The 19,614-nt window shown below is 40.5% G+C and carries 13 protein-coding genes; 6 read left to right on the forward strand and 7 right to left on the reverse strand.

The annotated features are described in order from the left end of the window. Window positions 1–23: 23 nt before the first annotated feature. The 4 genes from KSMBR1_RS01875 to KSMBR1_RS01890 all read right to left on the reverse strand — a co-directional run bounded on the left by KSMBR1_RS01875 (window position 24) and on the right by KSMBR1_RS01890 (window position 4,898). Window positions 24–1,058, reverse strand: coding sequence for a glycosyltransferase family 4 protein (locus KSMBR1_RS01875; RefSeq protein ID WP_099323805.1), 1,035 nt, complete (start codon window positions 1,056–1,058; stop codon window positions 24–26). Next, window positions 1,028–2,638, reverse strand: coding sequence for a lipopolysaccharide kinase InaA family protein (locus tag KSMBR1_RS01880; protein ID WP_099323806.1), 1,611 nt, complete (start codon window positions 2,636–2,638; stop codon window positions 1,028–1,030). Before KSMBR1_RS01880 ends, KSMBR1_RS01875 begins: the two co-directional genes overlap by 31 nt. A gap of 282 nt (window positions 2,639–2,920) precedes the next feature. Next, on the reverse strand, window positions 2,921–4,477 hold the full coding sequence (locus KSMBR1_RS01885; RefSeq protein WP_099323807.1) for a hypothetical protein: 1,557 nt from the start codon (window positions 4,475–4,477) through the stop codon (window positions 2,921–2,923). A 175-nt stretch (window positions 4,478–4,652) separates the two neighbouring features. Further along, window positions 4,653–4,898 carry a hypothetical protein gene (locus KSMBR1_RS01890; RefSeq protein ID WP_099323808.1) on the reverse strand — a complete coding sequence of 82 codons (246 nt, stop codon included), beginning with the start codon at window positions 4,896–4,898 and terminating at the stop codon, window positions 4,653–4,655. 273 nt (window positions 4,899–5,171) lie between these two features. Between KSMBR1_RS01890 and KSMBR1_RS01895 the strand changes: the two genes are divergently transcribed. Continuing rightward, window positions 5,172–7,199 (forward strand): tetratricopeptide repeat protein, encoded by a 2,028-nt coding sequence (locus KSMBR1_RS01895; RefSeq protein ID WP_099323809.1) that lies wholly within the window; start codon window positions 5,172–5,174, stop codon window positions 7,197–7,199. A gap of 510 nt (window positions 7,200–7,709) precedes the next feature. On the opposite strand, the gene recD2 is transcribed toward KSMBR1_RS01895, so the two are convergent. Beyond that, entirely contained in the window at window positions 7,710–9,917 is a 2,208-nt protein-coding gene (recD2, locus tag KSMBR1_RS01900; protein WP_099323810.1) for an SF1B family DNA helicase RecD2, read from the reverse strand. Between the two features lie 587 nt (window positions 9,918–10,504). Between recD2 and KSMBR1_RS01910 the strand changes: the two genes are divergently transcribed. Both KSMBR1_RS01910 and KSMBR1_RS01915 read left to right on the forward strand, forming a co-directional pair. Next, on the forward strand, window positions 10,505–11,377 hold the full coding sequence (locus KSMBR1_RS01910) for an SAM hydrolase/SAM-dependent halogenase family protein (protein WP_099323812.1): 873 nt from the start codon (window positions 10,505–10,507) through the stop codon (window positions 11,375–11,377). Between the two features lie 38 nt (window positions 11,378–11,415). Further along, window positions 11,416–11,601 carry a hypothetical protein gene (locus KSMBR1_RS01915; protein ID WP_099323813.1) on the forward strand — a complete coding sequence of 62 codons (186 nt, stop codon included), beginning with the start codon at window positions 11,416–11,418 and terminating at the stop codon, window positions 11,599–11,601. 304 nt (window positions 11,602–11,905) lie between these two features. Here KSMBR1_RS01915 and KSMBR1_RS01920 read toward each other — a convergent pair whose 3' ends face one another. Beyond that, window positions 11,906–13,441: a sensor domain-containing diguanylate cyclase gene (locus tag KSMBR1_RS01920; protein WP_099323814.1), complete on the reverse strand. Its 1,536-nt coding sequence runs from the start codon at window positions 13,439–13,441 to the stop codon at window positions 11,906–11,908. Between the two features lie 424 nt (window positions 13,442–13,865). After that, window positions 13,866–15,203, reverse strand: coding sequence for an IS1380-like element ISCku8 family transposase (locus KSMBR1_RS01925; RefSeq protein ID WP_099323544.1), 1,338 nt, complete (start codon window positions 15,201–15,203; stop codon window positions 13,866–13,868). 983 nt (window positions 15,204–16,186) lie between these two features. On the opposite strand from KSMBR1_RS01925, the gene bioA reads away from it, so the two are divergent. From bioA to KSMBR1_RS01940, 3 genes are read left to right on the forward strand one after another with little or no spacing between them, the layout of a single operon-like run. Continuing rightward, window positions 16,187–17,551: an adenosylmethionine--8-amino-7-oxononanoate transaminase gene (gene bioA, locus KSMBR1_RS01930; RefSeq protein ID WP_099323815.1), complete on the forward strand. Its 1,365-nt coding sequence runs from the start codon at window positions 16,187–16,189 to the stop codon at window positions 17,549–17,551. A 27-nt stretch (window positions 17,552–17,578) separates the two neighbouring features. Further along, window positions 17,579–18,292, forward strand: coding sequence for a dethiobiotin synthase (gene bioD / locus KSMBR1_RS01935; protein ID WP_230405672.1), 714 nt, complete (start codon window positions 17,579–17,581; stop codon window positions 18,290–18,292). 48 nt (window positions 18,293–18,340) lie between these two features. Then, window positions 18,341–19,285, forward strand: a complete 945-nt coding sequence (locus KSMBR1_RS01940) for a DUF8196 domain-containing protein (RefSeq protein ID WP_099323816.1) — start codon at window positions 18,341–18,343, stop codon at window positions 19,283–19,285. Window positions 19,286–19,614: the final 329 nt, after the last annotated feature.

Below are 19,614 nucleotides of genomic sequence, written 5' to 3' on the forward strand. Positions count from 1 at the left end.
AAACTTTTCCACCCTCTATTACGTTAAACACCCCTGATAACATTTATAAATTTCGGCGCATTCGCCTGTAATGAATATCCGGCATCTAATGTCTTTCTCCCTGCCAGCCCCATACGCCTTCTCAGCGCCGCATCATCGGCCAGGCATTTTATCTTCTCTGCCCACTCATCAACACTTGAAGCAAACATGCCGCTCACGCCTTCCTCAACAATCTCACTGTGAACTCCCACCGGTGAACATACTACGGGAACGCCCACTGCGAAATATTGAAGCAGCTTTGTAGCGCACTTGCCCCTTGTCCATTCATGATTCGGCAAAGGCGCCAAGCCTATATCAATGCCTTGTAAATCAGCATTTTCGTCTTCAATTGCCCATATCTTTTTGTGTACAGGCATTGTTTTGCAATCAATAAATTCGTTGCAAATAATCTTCAGTTCCAGCGATTTATTCTGTTCTGCCAACTTATCAAAAGCAGGCGTCAATTCCTGTATGAACGGAAGCGATGACTTGCTTCCGATCCATCCTATGGTTATCTTTTCCTTCCTGGTATCATAATTCCTGACCGAATACTTGCCCGTATCTATTGCAGTAGGGATAATAGTTACGTTATTATTGTAAGGCAATGCCTTTGATTTCAGATACGAATTGCCTGCAATTACAGAATCGGCAAACCGCACCATTCTGGCAAATGTCCGCTGTCTTTTAAACGATCTTCGGCGTCCATCTACCGGGCTTTTGTACATCACCGCATCGTCAAAATCATATATTATTTTGATGCACTTTCTCTTCAGATACCAAAGTTGCCAATACCACAGCCTCTTTTTCTGGACATACAATACATCATAACCATTCATTTGAGAAAACAATTTCATCCATTGCCAGAACGAACCGGGGAAAAGTGATACTGTATATGCTATATGTGCTTCATTTAAGTAGGGAAGATACTGCAACACCCTGTATCTGCTTGCAGGGTGTTCCCATTCCTGTATTAAAAAATAGACTCTTTTTGTTTCCATAACTATGATAGCTACTTTAAGACCTTTGCCTGCGGCGGCCATAAGTGTTTTCTTGCTATGCTGGCCTTAATAATTCCCCGTATAATTTCTTTATCAGCATTATTAATCTTCTTTCCCTTCATATACGCCCTGTAAAACCGTAATCTGTCCGTGTATGTCAAACAATCTGGCATCGATGCATTTATTTGAGACAAATTTCTAATGCGTTCATCACGCGTAATTCTTCCGTTAAAGTAAACCCTGTCGAGGTCAAGGTAATAAAAATTCCAGGCATCAGGCAATTCATTCACCAGGATATTATTTGCCTTCAGATCAGCGTGATATACCCCCAAATCGTGCAATTTCCTAAAAGACTCCGCCAGACTTGAAACAAACCTTCTTTTTTTTCTAAAAACCGGTTTGCCATGCGCCCTATTTAATTTTTCCGTTACATATTGATTACACGGCAAATTCCCGGATGCATTCTCCGTCACAAGAAAGCTTTTCTCCAGAATGCCATACTTCCTGCTTTCGCAAAGCGCAATCGGTTGAGGAGTCAGAAGTTTTAGCGCTAAAAGCCCATGAGAGGCAAGCCATGCCTTTCGCGCAGGGGAATGAATGAGGGAATAAACGCCTCTTTTTAACAAAGCTGGATAACGGTATTCTTTTACGCACACACCTTTGATTTTTTCATCAGGGCAGAAAACAAGGGTAATCCCTGTTTTATGAGAATTTTTAATAACATTCTCCTGCCTATCGCGCAATGAATCATTATGCTTTTCAATGAGGGCAAGCAGTGTATCTGCGTCCCACTCCGCTCTCATGTTTATTCTGTAACCGCCCTTTTTTATTATGGTAAATATATTATTTTTCTTTAAACATTTTCCCGCCCTGCTGCGCCATATACGGTATTTCGTAGCACCTACGCTCTCTAATATTTCTTTAGGATCAAAAGTTCCGTAACAACGCGCCAATTCAATTATCTCGTCATTTGTGCATACATCTTTAATGGAATACAATAATCGGGACAATTCCTTCTTTCTGGCAGGCAATGTCGTTTTTTTCCCGCACCTGGCACGGCCAATATCTATTAAATAAAACAGCGCAAAATCATTGACGTCAACCAATATATTCTCAGCGTGAAGTTCTCCGTGTAAAATCCCGGCGTCATGCATATTTTTTACAAAGAGTATAAGGTTTCGCAACACCTCCTTTTTTTGTATTACGCCCGCCGGAGTCTTTATTAACTCAAGCAAAAGGGCTTTTACTGCAATGCTGTTTGGAATTGTTTTTGAAATTATGTAACAATCCCGGAGTATTCCGCAACTACGTGTTTCTCCCATAGCTACTGGTTCTGCGGTATGAAAACCGTTTTTCAGCAATAAAAAACCCTGATTCCACTCCCTTTTAGCCTTTGACTGAGCAAACAACGATTTAAACCTGTCGATACTGCCCTTTGCCTTATAGTGTTTTATATAATACGATTCATGACTATTAGTATATTTCAAAACCCTCCTGAAATGTCCATTACGTACCATTTCATATTGATCATCCCGATGAATAGTATTAAATATTTCGCTTAACGCATCGGTTAATCCACCGTTCACCAGCCATTCAATACCATTATTAACATAATTATTCATATCTCATTTCATACCGCACATTCAGGCATGTAAATTTATTTCCAGCCGCTTTACGCTGTTAATCAATAAAATTGTACGATCGGTTCGAAAATAAAACTACAAAAAACAACTTAAGTACATATACCACAACATGAAATGGCTATAAAACCATTTTCATCGTTTCCAGGTGTTGTTAACGCAACATGATGACTGATGACTTATTTTGTCGTTGCCAGGGTTGATTTTGTCATTACAAGCTTCCGTACTACTATCCATCAATTTCTTGTTTTTTATGCGTGTTTTTCATGCCGCCATTTCCGTAAGTGCTTTAATATCAAGGGCTGAAGCGGTCATCAGTGAACAAGAGAACTTCTGGCCTTTCTCCGTCAAAACATAGCGGTTGGCCCTCGGAACTTTGCGGATTAGACCGTGTGCCCGCAGCATCTTTATCCGTCGGGTCGTTCGTCCGGAATATTTCTTTTGCTGATCCTTGCCGGATTGTTCGGATTCCCGGTAAAGCCACTTACGCAAATCATGGTTGCGGAATCCATTTATCGCGTTTTCGCCTTTGGACAGGAACATCAGCATCTGGTAATCATCCTGCTGCCAGGGATTCAAACCTCGATACCTCTTGCCCTCTTTGACAACCTTGTTACAAGCGCTGCTCACCACTTCTTTCAGTTTCTCCTCTACCTGAGCCGCCGCCAAAGCATCCCCATAACGATCATTGCATTGTTGGCTCACCTCACACCGTCGATGAAGATCGCTTACGCCCTTACGCATCTTCTGCCATGACGCCGGTTTGCCTTCATCATCATTGGGACTCCGAAAGACCTTAAAGTCCCGCGTATTATTGATCGTTGTCTCAATACGCAAGAGACTACCGCTCTTGTTATACATCTTCACTGAATTATAATTCACACTGTGCTTGACCCGTATACCTTCATAGCGTCTTCGATAGTCGCTGATAACCTCATCAGGGGCAGCGCCTGCAAGGTTACGCCTACCCAAATACTTCATCACCGAAGAACTGTCGCAAACCCGCATCGCATGATGAACAAACGATGGAAACAACTCCTCCAATGCCTCAACCGATTTAAACATGATGTCCGTCGCCCACTCCGTCTCATCCGCAGACCAGTAATACTCCGGTTCCAACGGACGAAGAATCTGCGACAATGCCGGGCAACTGCCCAACGCAAGCCCGTTCAGCAGCTTCGCCCAGTCAGTCTTAAGCTGCTCATGGAGCAGAACCTGCGCAGCCGCAATATCCTCTATACGCACAAAACAGTTGCCGTCCTTAACATAATCAATACCTTGCTTCTGAAGTTGCCGCTCCAGCCAATGACGACCATTGAGACAAATGAAAATATTAAACGGCGCCCAACTCTGGATACGAACATGACCAAAACCAAACACTGGATCGTTAAAATAATGATACACAAAGACACACTTGCGGGGCGCCATTACCAACTCGAGCTTCTTGCTGGCCTTGTTGCCCTTGACCATCGGCGCAATACAAGGCTCTACCACACTCAACAGGCAGATGGAACCTTCCGTAATCCTCTTATCCGCCGCGATCTGGCGAGCCAACTTCTCCTTATCAACACCGTTGCTCATCAAATACCACACCTCGATACCCAAATCTTTCGCCCGCGATTCACAACTGTCTCGCACCTGTGCCGTAAGCCCATTGACCCAACCGGAAAAATCCTTAAGCAGAATTCTCGCTTGGTTCATGAATGTTCCCATCCCACGCTCACTGGCCAACCACCGCAATGTCCCGCGAAAACGAATCCTGTCCAGACCGCTTATTGCACCCACGATCCTGTCTCGATATAATTCCATCAACTTATTCATAAGTAGTGTCCTCCAAATTGTCTGATTACTATTTACGAGGATACTACTATACTTTATAATAAACTAAAAATCACCTTTTTGGTTGCGGCCAAAGGCCGCGCTAGGTATTCCGTGGTTAAGAGCTTGTCATTGCGAGGGCTTTTTCCGAAGCAATCTCACAAACCGTTTAGACGGTTTATATTCCTAGCTTTTTCGTTATAGATGAGATAGGGATAGTTTCTCTTTCCTTCGATCTTTCATCTAGAAATTCCATGAACTTCTTACTACTACCGAGTTCTTTTACCTCTTTCTCAAACTCATCAATTTCCTCCAGGACATAATTTTTCCCATCTTTGTCGCAAATCATTAATGGTTCAGATCTTGCCATAGTCAATAATTCATCAATTGAATGTTTCTTTTTCCTTAAATCGATTGTATTCATAAATCGAAAATTATCACATTTATCATCTTGACGCAACACTTGTTATTATTTTACCACCTAACAAGTATATGCTGAAACCCGCTTAAGAATCGTCCTGTCATGCTGCCTTCTCTCTGTGCAATTTGCATTTTTCATTTTGCATTTTCACTGTTTTTGCTTTAATATCGCCACAAAGAAAAGGGGGGAACACCATCCCCTCCCCGTCGTTTTACCACACAATGATAAGCAGAAAAGATTATTCGCAATAACCATTGGAACAGGCACTCTCTCATTTTGAAAAAATATTTTTGCATATATTGCTCACTGGCGCTCTTGTTTTACTCATTTGTCGTTTATTTGAATTGTCTGCACAATTCCTTTGTGTATGATGATCAATCAACGATAGTCGATAATTATTTCATACGGCACTGGCATAACTTTCCGGATATTTTTACAGGCAAATATTTTTCTCTTTCCGCTGAATTAACGTATCGTCCGGTAGTCACCCTCTCTTATTTTGTTGATTTTACCTTCTGGAAATCCAACCCTGCCGGCTACCACCTTACCAATGTTTTAATCCATTCGGCAAACTGTGTATTCTTCTTTCTCTTTTGTTTTCAACTGCTGAAAAAACGGCTAACTGCTTTTGTGTCGGCATTACTGTTTTCTTCATATCCCCTCTTATCAGAATCCGTAAACGCAATCGGGTTTCGGGAGGATCTGTTTGCGTTTCTATTTATGATATCGGGCTTTCTCTTTTTTTTAAAATCCCGCAAAGACAAATATTTCATTCATTACTCATTATCTTTACTCTGTTATTTTTTTGGACTTTTCTCCAAAGAAATGGCGATTACTTTACCGGTATTAATTATTTTACACGACCTTGTTTTCCCACCGTTTTTACTAAAAAATACACTGTTGGCAGGACGTCAAAACAACGGGAGTGTGCAACCAATAAACCCATCCATATCATTACGCCTCTCTTATCTAAAATCAGGTTTTTATCGCTATTATAGCGGCTACCTGCTGATTTCTCTTTTCTATCTCTCAATCCGCTTTTACTTTCTCCACAATCCTTTGGAATCAGAAATACAATCGCCATTAAAGAATCCTTTCTCCAGCTTTCTTACCATGACCCACGTATTGGCATATTATATAAAATTACTCTTCCTTCCCTTTCCTTTAAATGTGGATTATGTGATTCCTGTTTCAACATCCATTGCGAAAATATCCTTCTGGATATACGCACTGCTTTTAACGGCAACGGGAATACTTGCATTTCGTACAAAACAAAGAAATAACTATATTTTCTTTTGCATTGTGTGGTTTTTCATTACCTTATCCCCCGTAATGAATATTATCCCATTGGGCAATGTTATGGCAGAAAGGTATTTATATGTTCCTTGTGCCGGTATTTGCATGGCATTTGGGATTTTGTTGACTAAGAGCGCCTCCTTTTTATCTTCTTATCATGAACGGAACACCGTCAGAAAACCTTTTACATTCACTACAACTTTCCCTATTTCGCTGACGCTGCTTCCGGCGCTCTTTTTTCTTTTGTCAGGAAGCGCATATTTAACGCTTCGGAGAAACACGGATTGGAAGGATGGGTTACGCTTATGGTCAAAAACACTTACTGTTTCACCGAACAGTGCGAGAAGTCACATTAACCTGGGAAATGCCTATGAAAAAATGGACATTAACAGCGCCGCTTTTGAAGAATACAAAAAGGCGTTAAAAATAGACCCGAACGACGCCGACCTTTTTAATAACCTTGGCATTTATTATGACAAAATGCGTCTTTATGAAGATGCAATTGCCTGTTACAAAAAAAGTATTGAAATATATCCACAACACACACAAGCACATAATAATTTAGGGGTAATATATACCAAAGAAAGAATATTAGATGAAGCAATCCGGGAATTTACCAAAGCAATCTCAATAAATCATTATTACCCTGACGCACACAGTAACCTTGGCATCGCATATTACCGAAAGGGCGCTATGGATCTGGCGGAACGTGAATTCCTGACTGCGATTTCTATGGAACCAAATCACGCAAAGGCCCATAACGGACTTGGCATCCTCTATAACGACAGGCAGCAATTTGACAATGCCATTCATGCATTTCAAACTGCCGTAAAAATCAAACCCGATTACGCAAACGCCCATATGAATCTGGGCGCTCTGCTGCTGAAACACAAAAAAGACAAACATGCGGCATTATTTCATCTTAAAGAAAGCATAAAACTCGATCCGCAACAAGACCAGGCTACCGGCATAAACAAACTTATACAACAACTTGAACAGGCAAACTAAACGTAATTTCTCAATAAGTTGAGACTGTGCAATCGGCAGTCGGCAAATTGCAGACTGTGGACTGTAGAAATTATTATAAAAACATCAACTTATTGAGAAGTTATCAAAAGGACAAAAGCAATATTTTACACTGTCCCCTGTTCAGCATTCGCTCTCGTTCCCAAGCTCCAGCTTGGGAATGTGATTGTTTGAGAAGCTCCGGCTTCGCATGGAAAAAAGAATAAAACCATGCTATCCATATATTTGAAAATCTATTTCATGCTTCGTTAAATCGTTAAATCTCCCAGTAGGGGGGCAAGGGGGGATGCTAATCCCTTTAACTTTGAACCGAATATGCTTACCAAAGGGAAGCGAGAGCTTCCAATGCAATTGCGTTCCCAAGCCGGAGCTTGGGAACGAGCGTTTTTGCTTTTTCAAAAAACTAAAGTGTTACAAAGTTTTACATTATTATAAAAACATCAACTTATTGAAAAGTTACAACTAAACGATCAAAAGGACAAAGGCAATATTTTAGACTGTCCCCTGTTCAGCATTAAATACCTCTACCAGCCTTCTTTTTAAATACGTATATCTTTTACATGGTTTGTCATTTTTTACTGCGATTGCCAATGCCTTTTTTGTACCTATTAACACCACCAATTTCCTTCCCCTGGTTATTCCTGTATACAAAAGATTTCTTTGCAAGAGCATATAATGTTGCATATGAACAGGCAGTATAACAACAGGGTACTCACTCCCCTGGGATTTATGAATCGATACCGCATACGCCAGCACTATTTCATCGAGTTCTTTGTAATCATATACAACCTCCCCTCCGTCATAATTTACGGTAATTTCCTGATATTCATCATCTATATCAACAATGAACCCTATATCACCATTATATACATCTTTTTCATAGTTATTTACTATTTGCATAACCTTATCATGTTTTTTAAATTGTCTTGTGCCTTTTATTAATTCAACAGGAGATTTATTGAGGGCATTTTGAAGGGTGTTATTTAAATGATGTACCCCCAATACCCCCTTATTCATTGCCGTTAACACCTGGATATCCTTAATAGCATCAAACTGAAATCTGCCGGGAATCCGTTCTTTACATAACGAAACGATTTCGTTTATTATTTTTTCAGGGTCTTCAAGCTGAATAAAATAAAAATCCTGAAGTCTGTCTTTTTCAAAAGTAAGCACCGGCATATATCCGCTGTTTATCCGATGAGCATTCATCACCACAACGCTTTCTTTCGCCTGACGAAAGATCTCATTGAGATGAACGTAAGGCACAACACCAGACGTTATGATATCATTTAAAACATTTCCCGCCCCTATCGAGGGAAGCTGATTTACATCACCGACGAGGATCAGGGTTGCATCCTTCCGGACAGCCTTCAAAAAATGGTACATAAGTATCGTATCCACCATTGATACTTCATCCACGATAATTACATTTGCGTCCAGTGGATTTCTCTCATTTTTCCTGAAACCCCCTTCCTGTGGGTTTATCTCCAATAATCTATGAAGCGTTTTCGCCTCATGTCCCGTCATCTCAAACATTCTCTTCGCCGCCCTGCCCGTTGGCGCAGCTAATATTACACTAAACCCTGATTTCTCATAAATTCTGATAATTGTTTTTATAATCGTGGTCTTACCCGTACCAGGTCCTCCTGTAATGACAAATACCTTTTTATCTATCGCCCCTTTTACCGCCAGGAGTTGTTTTTCCGCAAGGTAAATACCAAACTCTTTCTGAACCCAATCAACAGAGGTATCCATACCCATCAGATACATCCGTTTTTCCTTTTGCATCAGGTCATTGAGCATTTCCGCTATTCCCTTTTCCGATACATAACATTTTGCAAGATATATCGCCTTGTTATTGGCCGTTATTTCATCATTTTCATTACAGTCTTCAATTACTATCCTCTTCTCAAACGCAATGGTTCCAAATGCACGGATAATAAGGTCGCGTTCTACCTCAAGCACCTTCCTGCATTCCTCCGTCAATAATTCGTAAGGATAGTACACATGGCCTTCGTTTAATAATTTTTTCAGAACATACAAAATGCCCGCTTCAGCACGCAATATTGAGTCCTTCGCAATGCCCATATTTTCAGCAATTTTATCTGCGGTAATAAACCCGATACCAAATACTTCCATTGCCAGCCGGTACGGGTTCTCTTTTACAATACGGACAGATTCCCTGCCGTACTGTTTAAATATCTTTGCCGCATATGCAGAGCTTACTCCGTTGCTTTGAAGAAAAAGCATTACCTCCTTTACTTCTTTTTGTTCCGTCCATGCGGTTTTGATCATCGCAATGCGCTTTTCTCCAATGCCTTCCACCTGTTTTAGCTGTTCTATTGAATGTTCAATAATATCAAGTGAGGCCACTCCAAAGCGGGACACGATTCTTTTTGCCATTACCGTCCCAATGCCTTTAATAAGCCCTGAACCAAGGTATTTTTCAATACCCTTTGCAGTTGCGGGGGTCACCGGTTCGTAAGAACTCACTTTAAATTGTTCTCCATATTTCGGATGACAATACCAATGCCCCCGAAGATTTACTGTTTCGCCTTCAGTAACCGATGCCAGGTTGCCGATAAAGGTAATGACCTCCTTATGATTATTTACCTTCATTTTGGCAATAGTGTATCCCGTATCTTCGTTGCGATAGGTAATTCTTTCTAATTGCCCCTGAATGACAGATTCTATGGTCATATTCTGTTACTCTACAAAAACATTGTAACACTTTAGTTTTTTTAAAAATTCCAATACTCGCCGTGTAGGGTCAAAGCATTTGCCCGTTTGGGTATGAACGCATTTATGACAGTTTACATCAAATGCTTCGCCCCTGCTTTTTCAAAAAGCTAAAGTGTTACTAAAATATTACGTACTATTTCCCTACAACATGATATGATAGCGATGAAAATGTTAATTTAAAAAATCCTTGTATTTCAGATAGTTTGATTTTAGCATGTTTTTTGTAACATTTTGTAACATTTTAGATATTAGCCTTGTATTATCCTTCACTATTTTTAAAGCGTTTAAACAATGATACCTTGTAATAAATGCAGCCAGCATATTGGCGAACGTCTCTGTATTGGACTGGGAGACTGGCTTTGCCCGAAGTGTTGTGGACAATATCGCATTGTTGACATAAATTGCTGGAAGTATTGTCCCTTCTTTTTTAAAGAAGAAATCCCCGTCAATGCTGAAAAACAGAAACAATAACTGATTACCCGGGAAAAACCGCAGAAAACATTTACGGACGAAAACGATAATCGCTGCTTTAACAAAAGCATGTAATGAGAGGAGCGTTTTCCCCCTGGTATGCGGAGAAACCATTTTCAAAATTACCCGGCAAACGCCACATGGCAAATCAACGGTCACGGATAATAACACTTCTTACGGACTTCGGAATTCATGATGCTTATACCGGCATTATGAAGGGAGTGATTGCCGGGATTAATCCGCATGCCAACATCATCGATCTGTGCCATATGATTCCGCCACAAGACGTTTTTCGCGGGGCATATATACTGTACACCTCTTACCAGTATTTTCCAAAAGGAACTATACACATTGCCGTTATTGACCCCGGCGTTGGCAGTGAAAGAAACATACTCTGTGCAGAATGCAAAGGACACCTGTTCCTTGCCCCGGATAATGGTTTATTGAGTTTTATCCTTCAAAAAGAAAAGACTAAAACCATCACACGTGTGACAAATACCAAATTTTTCCTGCCGGGGCAAAGCAATACCTTTCATGGACGGGACATCTTCGCACCGGTAGCGGCACATCTGTCACTTGGCATCTTACCCGATCAGTTAGGCAGGAAAATCAATCAGTTCCGTCAGATTGACATGCCAAATCCCGTATTTGCAAAAGAAAACAGAAGGATTAACGGAACCATTCTCTCTATTGACCATTTTGGCAACCTCATTACCAACATCACAGAAAAAGACATAGATAATTTAGAAACAACCACAAACAATCTAATTTTAACGGTAGACAATGAGAAAATAAAGGGCTTAAGTAATACCTATGCCGATGTAAAAACCGGCATGCCACTTATGTTTATAGGAAGTGCGGGGTTTTTAGAAATATCAGTAAATCAGGGAAATGCCAAAAAACATTTCAGGGCAAAACAAGGCCACAAGGTTTACCTCGATGCTTGAACAAAAAGAAACCCACCTATCTATAATACTTTAGTTTTTTGAAAACTTCCAATAATCGCGAGGTATTCTCAAATTCTGTTACGCAGGTTAAAAGGGTAGCTGCTCTGATAAATGAGATTGCTTCCGCTTCAGAAGAACAAAGCAATGGCATTCAGCAGATGGATCAGGTAGTGCAAAAAATGCCGCAACTGCAGAAGAGGCTGCTTCGGCAGGAGAAGAATTGACGGCGCAAGCCCAGGAACTTAATGCCCTTGTAAAAACAATATCCCTCGAAGTCAATGCAAGCGAAGGGGAACACCATTAGCCTGAGTCCTCAATCGGCAATCTGCAATTTGCAATTTGCCGACTGCATAATGGTGAAATCCGAAATGCGAAATACGAAGCAAATTCCAAACTTCAACTGTTCAAAACCGGGTTTTTTTCATTGGGATTTTGTATTTTTGAATTTATTTCGGACTTTGTATTTCGTACTTCAAATTTTTTATCTAACGCATGTTTGGTTCTGGTTATACCAACTTAGGTACTGAATCATTTTTTCTTATCCAAACAGGCGGTGATCCTGTTTTTGCCATTTTTCTTCGATTCTAATAATGCCTTATCTGCACGTCCAATAAGACCGCTCCTGTTTAAGTTATCTATTGATGGTTTCGTTTCCGCCACACCAATGCTTATTGTTACTTTATATTGTTCTTTATTATCGGCAAAGACATGCTCTGCAACCCTTTGGCGCAGTCTCTCTGCAACAATCAAGGCGCCTTCCAGATCTGATTCAGGCAAGACTATTGCAAATTCTTCTCCCCCGTAGCGGGCGAGTATGTCATAAGTTCTGATTCCCTTTTTCAATAAATCGCACAATTCCTTTAAAATAAAATCACCTGCCTGGTGGCCATAGTTATCGTTAAATTTTTTAAAATTATCCACATCGAGCATGATTAAACAAAAAACGCCCTTTTTCCTTTTTGTTCTATTAAGTTCCCTTTCAAGAAATATTTGTAAATACCGATGATTATATACTTCCGTTAACCCGTCTATATTGGCAAGACTTTCAAGCCACTTATTTTTTATCTCAAGCTCCCTGGCCGCTTTCTGCATTTGTATTTTTGCATTGACAAGTTCTTTATTCATTTGATCATACGTCAGATTTATTCCACTGAGAATGGTATTTGCTTCAATCAATATCTCCTCAATAGATTTTGGCTTCTTAATATAAAACCCAAAATAGTTTGCATTATGCACCACCTCCAGGTCAACTTTATCCAATATATCGTCAATTACTGCCTTGCTAAAACCCAAATTAACCTTCATTTCCTTAATAAATGTATCATAATATTTATTCGGCTCATTAGAATATAAAATGTTGGATACCAACCCTGAAAAATAAATAACATTTGTGTAAAGTTGTGCCTTTTTATCATCTCCTTTGTTCTTTTCCGGAAAATGGTGATGTTGAATGGGAACTGATAATATATCCGGGAAGCACCAGTTCTTTGTAATCTCATAGCCTATTTGTGCGTGGTCTATACCGATAATTTGCTGCTCAATCTCAATAATGTTTTTTTTACTATTTTGCGCCTCTTTAGCGACCTGATCGTATAATTCTGGGTGTGTGCTCGCTATAATTAATTTGCCAATATCTTTTAAAAGTCCCGCAATAAATATCTCCTCAAGATCATTATTATCAATTTTATTCTTAATCAACCTGGCAACAACTGCGGTAGCAAGAGATTTCACCAAAAAATCTTCATACATGAATAATTCCGCCTTATTGCCTCCTTTAATTGAGAGAAATGAAAAGGAAAGAACCAGGCTCCTTATAGCATTGATTCCGATACATGATATTGCTTGCTGTATGGTGCTTATTTTATATGCAAAACCATAATAGGCAGAATTAGCAATCTTTAATACTTTCGCAGAAAGCGAAACGTCTTTTGATAACATACCTGCTATTTCTTTTACAGACGTTTCCTCTTTTGATGTAAGGGAAATAATTTCTGATGCTACGGAAGGTAATGTTGGCAGGTCTGGCGATTTTAGTATATCCTTTAAAATATCTTCTTTTTTCATATCAATACTCCACTATTAATGTATAGGGCGTTTGCAAAACGGACCTTTTTGGCCACTTAATACTTATAGTTAGCGCATGGATACACTGCACAAACATCAATAGCATTGGAATTTCTTAAAAACATAAATTGTTACTATTTACCGTAAAATATATTTTTCAATTTTTACCTAAATCCTGCAAACGATTTTCGCAATGCGAAAACCAGTATTTTCCACTACCAAGATTGGCAAAAAGCGATAACAGATATCCGTTTTTTAGCAATTGTGGTAGCGCTATTGTACTACTTTAAACAAAAAGACATGGGAAATTGTCGGAAACGTGCTCTCTGATGCAATGAAAATCAAGATAGGGATGTACTGTCTCCATCTGCGGTATACTTACCACTCTCAAAAGACTAAAAAAACGAAATACAACGTCGGTTTTCTACTGAAAAACTACATCCAGTGACATGCGTTCCCACTTTTCCCATTCCTCCTGATGGAGAAATTTCTCCGGCAATTTTAATGTCATCTGCCGGCTTCTCTCCACCAGTTTCCCTGCCACACGGATTAACCACAGTCTCATCGTCTTTACTTCCCACTGTTGTATCACTCCACCACTGAGCAATCCCATCCACTTCAAAAGATTATACGCTAACACCGCACACTGAAATAGCGCAGCATTGGCCAAAAATTCACCCGTACGTATGTGCCCCGCATTCATCTGTCCTTTACTCTCTTCTATCAAAGTCTCGCAGGTAGCCCTCTTTCCATAACAACGATGCGCTTCCATCGGACTTAACCGCTCCGTTGTAACGTAACAAAAATACTCATACACGGACACTTCTACTAATTTCTTTTCTCTTTTGACCAATTGCCGCACTGCCACAAAACGTCTCGCACGATCCCACCCTGCACATCGATACCAAAATTCAGCCTGTTCCCATCCTGGCTCCCCTTTCACCTCATTCCATTTCTGCCCTTCAAGCAATCCTTCCAGATTCTTCAGCTTTACCTTAATCAGATATCCCGCCAATATTGACTCAAGGTATTCAAGTAATTCTCCGGTAAAAAAACCGCTGTCTCCTCGAAATACCACCCTTACCCCCTTATTCATGTACGCCATACATTCCTTCATGAACTCTACTACTCCGTTACTCGTGTAGGCGCTTCCACAGCGGAACCAACTATGTAATACCTCCTTTGTTTCTGCAATAAATGCCATTAAGGGATGATACGCCTTCTGCCCCTTCTTGTGCGGATTATATCCTACCTCTGCACCCTCCTGTTTCCCATATACACCATCTACGGTAGAATCAACATCTATCCATACTTCGCAAAGAGCACTCCTGAGTTTATGGCCTGATCTCACCGCACGCTTCCATATCTTTCCCCTAAACCGGTGGATCACCCCCGTCAGTTCCACTATATCTCCCTGACTCGCCAGCTTCATAATACGTCCTATCGTAGTATCTACAGGTACCTCTTTCCACCCGGACATCTTCTTCAATACCTCATCTGTACACACCTTCATCACCTCTACCATCGATGTCGCCCCTGCTATCAACCCTATCACTACCATTTGTACCGCATCGACAAACTGATACCGGGCATTTGCTCCACGATCCTTATGGACCGCTTCATGGACTCTCTCCCGGAACATCAGCTTACCCATAAAATTCAATACCGGTAAAAGCCCTGCATGTACCGTTAAGCCTTTCCCGCTCATCTCTGCCTTGATTTTCGGTTGTCTTTTGCTGTATTTTTTTGCTATATTCTTCATCGAAATGGTGAATCTCCTTTCAGGTGTTTTTTGTTATCAATATACCGCCGAATACCTTGGAAATCCTACCATTTCAATCCTATTCCTGCAACAAGGCTTTGCCTTGTTTGCAGGATTTAGGTTTTATTTTCTATTGCCTTATTATACTTTACTATACTTGAAGTTTAGTGCACAAATCCAACTTTTTGTAACACTTTAGTTTTTTGAAAAAGTAGGGGCGAAGCATTTGCCCGTTTGGATATGAACGCATTTATGACAATTTACAGCAAATGCTTCGCCCCTACACTGCGATTATTGGAAACAGTTTAGATTTTTGGAAAAACAAAAATGCTCGTTCCCAAGCTCCGGCTTGGGAACGTAATTGCGTTAGAAGCTCTGGCTTCCATTTAGCCGGCAAGCGAAACTTCGTGTATTATTCGATTCAAAAGAGGTTTTCCAAATATCTTGGGTAACATACAGAAAAACGGGTGCATTCCCGATTGTTTGTAAGCGTTCATGGAGTCGGGGCAAAACAACCCTGACAGGGTTTGAAACCCTGTCAGGGTTAACACTACTGCAACGTTTCATTAAAACATGGCGGAAATCACAAAAAATCGGGAATACACCCCAGAAAAACCTCCAGGCTGACATCATGGGTTCATTCCCTTTTCCATTCGAAGCTGGAGCTTCGCAAACAATCCCGTTCCCAAGCCGGACAGACTGGGTCAAATGAAAAATTTTATCCTATTTTACGACAGGCATTCTCCACTTTAATGGTAAAACAGCACTAAATAGGGTCTAAAACAGGCATAATGCGAGGAGTTGCCCCCACTTTTGAGACAACAAAGTTCATTTGACCCAGTCTGCGGAGCTTGGGAACGAGCGATTTTTTTTCATAGGACTAAAGTGTTACGATTATTGGAATTTTTCAAAAAACTAATGTATTACTACTTTTTAGTAAATAGGCAATTTTGAAATATGGCAAGAAGGAGATACGTGGAATAATGTTTGAAGAGATTCGTAAGGAACAATTGCAGACATGGGACAAGACCTACCTCTGGCATCCTTTTACCCAAATGCAGGAGTACGTGAAGGAAACCCCTCTTGTTATTGCGGAAGGAAAGGGGATTTACCTGAAAGATATTGATGGCAACGAATACATTGACGGGGTTTCCTCTATGTGGTGTAATCTTCACGGCCATCGCAAAAAAGAAATCGATGACGCCATAAAGGCACAGCTTGACAAAATCGCGCACAGCACCTTTTTAGGCCCTACCAATATCCCCGCTTCAGAACTTGGTAAAAAACTTATCGAAATCGTACCAAACGGTTTAAGCAAAGTGTTTTACTCTGACAATGGCTCCACCGCAAATGAAGTTGCCCTGAAAATGGCCTTTCAATATTGGCAGCATAAAGGCAGAAGAGATAAAACACAATTCATTGCATTACAGTATGGGTATCATGGAGACACTATAGGCACGATGGCGGTGGGCGGGATTGATATATACCATAAAGTATTTAGCCCCCTTTATTTTAAAACACATTTTGCACCTTCTCCTTATTGTTATCGCTGTCCATTAAATAAAATTCCGGAAGATTGCAGCATGGAATGTCTCGGTACACTGGAAAAGATTTTACAGGAACATGCGGATAATGTCGCTGCAATGATTATGGAACCCCTTGTACAGGGTGTAGGCGGTATGTTAATGCATCCAAAGGGCTATCTGGCAGGAGTCAGCAAACTATGTAAGCAATACGATGTACTACTTATTCTGGATGAGGTAATGACGGGATTTGGACGAACGGGAAAAATGTTTGCCTGCGAACACGAATGTGTCGTCCCCGACCTTATGCCTCTGTCAAAAGGGATTAATGGCGGATATATGCCTCTGGCGGCTACGCTTGCAACGCAGGAAATATATGACGCCTTTTTAGGAGAATATACCCATTTGAAAACCTTCTTTCATGGACATACCTATACAGGGCATCCCCTCGGATGTGCAGCGTCCCTGGCAAGTATACACCTCTTCGAAAAAGAAAACATTCTGGAAAATTTACAGCCGAAAATAAAGCACCTGAAAGAGAAGTTATCATCTTTCAAGGTATTAAAACATGTCGGTGAAATACGGCAGTGTGGTTTAATCGCCGCAATTGAATTAGTAAAAGATACGAAAACAAAAGAACCTTATTCATGGGTTGAACGCATAGGAATACAAATCTGTCTTGAGGCAAAGAAACAGGGGGTATTAATACGTCCATTAGGCCATATCATTGTCATCATGCCGCCGTTGATTATTACCACTGCTGAATTGGACAGATTACTTGGCGTTATTTACGAGTCTATACGGACGGTTACGGAAAAAGTGTAAAAAAGAATTGTTATTAATTAAGGAGAAATGGTTGTGACTGCAGGATGCTTTGTGACAGGAACAGATACAGGTGTCGGCAAGAGCATTGTTGCGGGAGGGCTGGCCGCTCTTTTGAAAAACAGCGGTTGCAATGTGGGAGTTATGAAGCCTGTTGCTACAGGAGGCAAATACCATAACAATAGGTTGGTATCGGACGACGCGCTATTTCTTATGTCAGCAGCGGAAATTGATGACGACTATGAACTCATCAACCCCATATGTTTTGAACAACCCATTGCGCCCACAATTGCGGCTCAATTAAATAATACCACAATAGACCTGGAAAAAATCAGACATGCCTTTGATATCCTCTGTAAACGGCACGATTTTATGATTGTCGAAGGTGTAGGCGGTTTGCTTGTCCCTGTAAATGAACACTATTTTATCATTGATTTAGCCCGCGAATTTAAACTCCCCCTGATAGTTGTCAGCCGGCTCTCTCTCGGAACAATAAACCATACCCTTCTCACCCTGTCATATGCCCGTGAACATGGCGTAAACATAAAAGGAATAATCTTTAACGACCATGCGGATACCAATGACTGCCTGAAAAACTATACGGTGAAAGAGATCAAAAGATTTACAAATGTACCTGTACTTGGCACCATACCCTTTGATAAACGGCTTGATGTTGAAAATTACCATAAAGAAACCGTATTAAAAATTTTTAGTGATAATGTAGACAAAAACATTATAATATGAAACGCCATTGTTTGCCGCATTTTTGTAGCTTTTTGTGGAGGAATTATCATGCCGCCCGTAGGTGAAAGGGTTGATAACCTGGAACAAATACTCGCAGAGTTCATCAGGAACGTTGGCAATGCACAAATGCAGACGGAGAGGGAAATCCGTGAATTTAAGGACGAAATGCAACGGGACAGGGAAAACTCCAAAATCGAAATGAAGTTATTCAGGGAGGAGATGCGGAGTTTCAGGGACGAAATGCAACGGGATAGAGAAAACTCTAAAATTGAAATGAAGATATTCAGAGAGGAGATGCAGCAGGACAGGGAAAACTCCAAAATCGAAATGAAGGTATTCAGGGAGGAGATGCAACAAGACAGGGAAAACTTCAAAAATGAGATGCGGAATTTCAGAGACGAAATGCAACATGATAGAGAAAACTCTAAAATTGAAATAAAAGAATTCAGGGAAGAGATGCAACAGGACAGAGAAAACTCCAAAAACGAAATGACTGAATTCAAGGAGGAGATGCGGAAAGACAGGGCAAGGGCATTTAAACAATGGGGAGAAATCACCAACAAAATGGGCACGTTGGCAGAGGATTTTGTAGCCCCAAACGTTGGGGAAATCGCCATGCGGTATTTCTGCTGTGAGGAAGGCAGCGAAGAAGATTTCATGGTCAGAAGATTTAAAAGAAAGCCAAAAACGAAGAGCAAGAGAAGAGAGTTTGACGTAATTGCAGTGTATGATACCAAAATTATTCTTGTAGAAGTAAAATCCACTCCCAGAATACAGTACATAGATGATTTTGCGGAAACTTTAAAGGAAGTGTACGAGTACTTTCCAGAATATATAAACAAAAAGATCATTCCTGTTTTTGCATCCCTTTATTTACCAGATGAAGTAATTGCATACCTCACAAAGAAAAACATTTTTGCAATGGCAATCAGAGATGACATGATGGATTTGATGAATTTCGGGGAAGTACATCAGGCCAGGGCAAACACATAATAATCGCTGTAAAATCAACGAGATATTTCCAACGTGTTCTGTTTTGCAACCCATGAGTTTATTCGGGGAATAGCACTCTGTATGACTATCCGCCAACTCCTTGTTTTTTATGTTGGAATCCAGGTGAGCAATGGTGAAATAAATAGGGTGTATTCCCGATTTTTTGTGATTTCCGCCATGTTTTAATGAAACGTTGCAGTAGTGTTAACCCTGACAGGGTTTCAAACCCTGTCAGGGTTGTTTTTGCCCCGACTCCATGAACGCTTACAAACAATCGGGAATGCACCCAAATAAATACTAGTACATCGTTTCGTTAAAATGTGTACGTA

This window comes from Candidatus Kuenenia stuttgartiensis, assembly GCF_900232105.1.
Taxonomy (GTDB): domain Bacteria; phylum Planctomycetota; class Brocadiia; order Brocadiales; family Brocadiaceae; genus Kuenenia; species Kuenenia stuttgartiensis_A.

Bases quoted from the DNA above. Each gene is read 5' to 3' on its own strand.
- KSMBR1_RS01875 (WP_099323805.1), bottom strand. From the start codon at position 1,058: ATGGCCGCCGCAGGCAAAGGTCTTAAAGTAGCTATCATAGTTATGGAA.
- KSMBR1_RS01880 (WP_099323806.1), bottom strand. From the start codon at position 2,638: ATGAATAATTATGTTAATAATGGTATTGAATGGCTGGTGAACGGTGGA.
- KSMBR1_RS01885 (WP_099323807.1), bottom strand. From the start codon at position 4,477: ATGAATAAGTTGATGGAATTATATCGAGACAGGATCGTGGGTGCAATA.
- KSMBR1_RS01890 (WP_099323808.1), bottom strand. From the start codon at position 4,898: ATGAATACAATCGATTTAAGGAAAAAGAAACATTCAATTGATGAATTA.
- recD2 (WP_099323810.1), bottom strand. From the start codon at position 9,917: ATGACCATAGAATCTGTCATTCAGGGGCAATTAGAAAGAATTACCTAT.
- KSMBR1_RS01910 (WP_099323812.1), top strand. From the start codon at position 10,505: ATGAGAGGAGCGTTTTCCCCCTGGTATGCGGAGAAACCATTTTCAAAA.
- KSMBR1_RS01920 (WP_099323814.1), bottom strand. From the start codon at position 13,441: ATGAAAAAAGAAGATATTTTAAAGGATATACTAAAATCGCCAGACCTG.
- KSMBR1_RS01925 (WP_099323544.1), bottom strand. From the start codon at position 15,203: ATGAAGAATATAGCAAAAAAATACAGCAAAAGACAACCGAAAATCAAG.
- bioA (WP_099323815.1), top strand. From the start codon at position 16,187: ATGTTTGAAGAGATTCGTAAGGAACAATTGCAGACATGGGACAAGACC.
- bioD (WP_230405672.1), top strand. From the start codon at position 17,579: ATGGTTGTGACTGCAGGATGCTTTGTGACAGGAACAGATACAGGTGTC.
- KSMBR1_RS01940 (WP_099323816.1), top strand. From the start codon at position 18,341: ATGCCGCCCGTAGGTGAAAGGGTTGATAACCTGGAACAAATACTCGCA.